This is a genomic window from Mesorhizobium sp. M2A.F.Ca.ET.037.01.1.1 (assembly GCF_003998075.1).
Lineage (GTDB): Bacteria > Pseudomonadota > Alphaproteobacteria > Rhizobiales > Rhizobiaceae > Mesorhizobium.
This window is the reverse complement of the sequence record NZ_RZSA01000793.1, coordinates 1-3175: the sequence shown is the minus strand read 5'-3', so window position 1 is coordinate 3175 and position 3175 is coordinate 1. Positions and strand designations below refer to the sequence as shown.

Here is a 3175-nt window from a genome sequence, read left to right as displayed (position 1 = left end):
CATTTGGACGATCTGCTCTCGCACCAGGGAGGCCTAGGCGTCGCCAAAGGCGGCAGCATCGCGAAAACGGCACTTCTCGGCATCCGCAGATTGGCCAATGCGATCGTCAATTTCGCTGGATTGCCAGTGGCGATCTTTGCCGTCGCCTACGGCCTGGCGACAAGAAAACAGACGGAACCGCCTCAACCGGTGCGGTGGCCGGAGAAACTGTTATGGCGAGCGATCGTCCTTGGCCTTGTGGTCATGGTGACGGTCGTGCTGGCGGCCGGCATCACTCAGTTTCGCGACCGCTGGATGCTGCCCATCTTTATCCTCCTGCCGGCGGCTCTTGCCATGCGCTTCGACGCCATGGGCCAGAGGGGCCGCAAGACGCAAGCCACCATCGTCTTCGTGGGTGCTCTTCTTGCCGTCCTTGTGCTGCCGCTGAGCTGGTACATGCATCTGCACGGCGGCGACAGCCGCGGAGGCGTGGTGCGTATGGATTACCGTTCGCTTTACGAGCAGATCAACGCTGACGGACCGGTCAAGACCGTGGTGTCGAGCTGGTTCTGGGTCGGCAATCTGCGCCTGGTCGACGCCGATCTCATCGCGCTCGATGACGAGACACCGGACTTCGCCCGGTCGATCCGCGAGCCGGCGGTGCTTGTCCTGACCGATGACAGGGAATCCTCCTCGGACGTCTTCGAAGAGTTGGCGAGAGCCGGCTATGCGATGGACACTGTCCACCGCACTGTCGAGGTGCCGCAGGCGCTCGGCTTTCCGCCGCGCAAGGTCACGATCACCAAACTGCATAAGAAGATCGCGCCGTAAGGTGTGTAGAGGGACGAATGGACAAGCTGGGCTTCGGCCGCCATCGCAAGATCATGCCCTTCGAGCCCGGCTCGGTCGATGCGCTGCGCGCGGCCTCGCGCGACAAGGCGGCCTCGCTCAACCAGCATGTGCTGGGCTATGGCGCGACAGCCGAGGCCGAATGGGCGGCTGCAGGCGCTGCCGCTCCAAACCTGGTTGCCATGCGGAGCTACCGGCTCGAGCGCATCCGCGCCGAGCTGAAGCGCCGCGACTATGCCGGCGCCCTGCTCTACGATCCGGTCAACATCCGCTACGCGACGGATTCGACCAACATGCAGCTCTGGGTCGCGCACAACCCGACGCGCCACTGTTTCGTCGCCACCGAAGGCCCGGTGGTGCTGTTCGACTATTTCTCCTGCGAGCACCTGTCCGACCATTCGGGCGTCGTCGACGAGGTGCGGCCGGCGGTATCGTGGATGTATCTCTACAGCGGCGAGTTGACCGATGAGAAGGTCCGCCGCTGGGGCGGCGGCATCGCCGAACTCGTTGCCGAGCATGGCGGCGGCAATCGACGCATCGCCGTCGACCACATCAACCCCGAAGGCGTCGAGGAGCTCGCCCGCCGCGGCATTGCGATCGGCAATGGCGAGGCGGTGATGGAGAATGCGCGCCTCATCAAATCGCCGGACGAGATCCTCGCCATGCGGCGCTCGATCATCGCCTGCGAGGCGGCGATGGGCGAGATGGAAGCGGCATTGAAGCCTGGTATTTCCGAGAACGAATTGTGGGCGGAGCTGCATCGCGGCAACATCGCGCGCGGCGGCGAGTGGATCGAGACGCGGCTTCTGTCGTCCGGCCCGCGCACCAATCCCTGGTTCCAGGAATGCTCCTCGCGCGTCATCGAGAATGGCGACCTCGTCGCCTTCGACACCGACCTGATCGGTCCCTACGGTTTCTGCGCCGATCTCTCGCGCACATGGCTTTGCGGCGACAGGCAACCCTCGAACGAGCAGCGGGATCTGTTCCGCATCGCCGCCGATCAGATCGCCCATAACACGGATCTGATGCGGCCGGGCATCTCCTTCCGCGATCTCGCCGAGCGCTCGGCGGTGCCGCCGGACGATTGCTACCCCACGCGCTACGGCGTGCTCTATCACGGCGTCGGCCTGGCGGATGAATATCCGACGCTGCCGCATGCCGGCGATTGGACCGACGACACGCCGGACGGCGTGCTGGAGCCCGGCATGGTGCTTTGCGTCGAAAGCTATATCGGCAGGCTTGGCGGGCACGAAGGCGTCAAGATCGAGGAACAGATCCTGATCACCGAGACCGGCAACGAGAAGCTGTCAGCCTACAAGCTGGACGAACGGCTGCTCTGACGCGCCGCCTTCGATCGCCGCGACGGCCTCCCGCATCGCGGCGATGATCGGGGCCGGGGTGGTCCTGGCGGTGATATAGGGCAGGCCCTTGCGCCGCGCTGTCCAGCCGACGACTTTGACGCCCCGCGCGGCCGGCTCGAAGCGCTGCGCCAGCGCCCAGCTTCCGCAGTCGATCGCCGCGATGTCGGCCCTGCCCTCGGCGATGGCGATGATCGACGACCGGTGGCCGCCGCTCTCGCCGCGCGAGGCGAAGATATCCAGGCTTTCGCCCATCGCCTCCAGGTCGCGCGTCAGCGCGATCAGCCCGGACATCGAATCCGGATTGTTGAAGATGAAGCGCTTGCCGCGCAGAAGATCGAGCGGGATCACAGCCTTGCCATCCTGCGGTGAGGCAACCGAGAATCCGCCATCCGCGGCCATTACCAGCGCGCTGGAATAAAGTTCGCCCTGCCCGCCCTCGAACGCATCGTAGTTCGGCTGCGCGATCACCTGCACATGCCGGGCAAGGCCGAGTTCCATCGGCCCCCAGCAGGTTTGCCCGAACAGAAGCGCCGGGCTCAGCCAGAGCTGGTGGAAATCGAACTCGTCCGGGGGCAGCGTCGCCGGGTCCGGCGCGATCACCTCACCGGCGGCGTCGAGGATCCCCCCGGGCACCGGCGGCAGATCACCATTGCGGCGCACGACCGTTTCCGGCGCCTCGATGCCCCTTTGCCGGAAGGCGTCACGCAGCCGCGCCCATTGCACGTCGACCTCGCCCCGCGCTTCGGGCCAGTCATACATCGGCAGGGCCGCAACGAACTTGCTCATGTCGAACAGCTTTCAAGGACAGGCGATCTTCGGCGCCTGCATTCCGCCACGAAGAAAGCGAGCGCGGAAAGTCGAGATTACTCTTTTGGCGGCTCGGCCGGAACAGGCGCCGTGCCAAGCCCGCTCACATTGCGTGCCCTGACGCGCGGCTTGAAGGCGCGGCCCGGCTCCGGCGTGCGGCGCAGCACCGGATGGACGAC

General features: G+C 65.6%; 2 protein-coding genes and 2 pseudogenes. 2 read left to right on the top strand and 2 right to left on the bottom strand.

Annotation, left to right across the window (positions count from 1 at the left end; genetic code table 11):
- Window positions 1–810 (top strand): annotated as a pseudogene (locus EOA27_RS41005) (glycosyl transferase family 39); the annotation flags it as partial.
- A 17-nt stretch (window positions 811–827) separates the two neighbouring features.
- Entirely contained in the window at window positions 828–2168 is a 1341-nt protein-coding gene (locus EOA27_RS29090) for a Xaa-Pro peptidase family protein (protein WP_126082189.1), read from the top strand.
- Here the strand turns inward: EOA27_RS29090 and EOA27_RS29085 are convergent.
- Window positions 2136–2975 carry a PhnD/SsuA/transferrin family substrate-binding protein gene (locus tag EOA27_RS29085; RefSeq protein ID WP_126082188.1) on the bottom strand — a complete coding sequence of 280 codons (840 nt, stop codon included), beginning with the start codon at window positions 2973–2975 and terminating at the stop codon, window positions 2136–2138. The genes EOA27_RS29090 and EOA27_RS29085 overlap by 33 nt on opposite strands.
- Before the next feature lie 77 nt (window positions 2976–3052).
- Window positions 3053–3175, bottom strand: a pseudogene (locus EOA27_RS42400) (fatty acid desaturase); the annotation flags it as partial.

Coding starts and splice junctions, on each gene's coding strand:
- EOA27_RS29090 (WP_126082189.1), top strand. CDS start 828: ATGGACAAGCTGGGCTTCGGCCGCCATCGCAAGATCATGCCCTTCGAG.
- EOA27_RS29085 (WP_126082188.1), bottom strand. CDS start 2,975: ATGAGCAAGTTCGTTGCGGCCCTGCCGATGTATGACTGGCCCGAAGCG.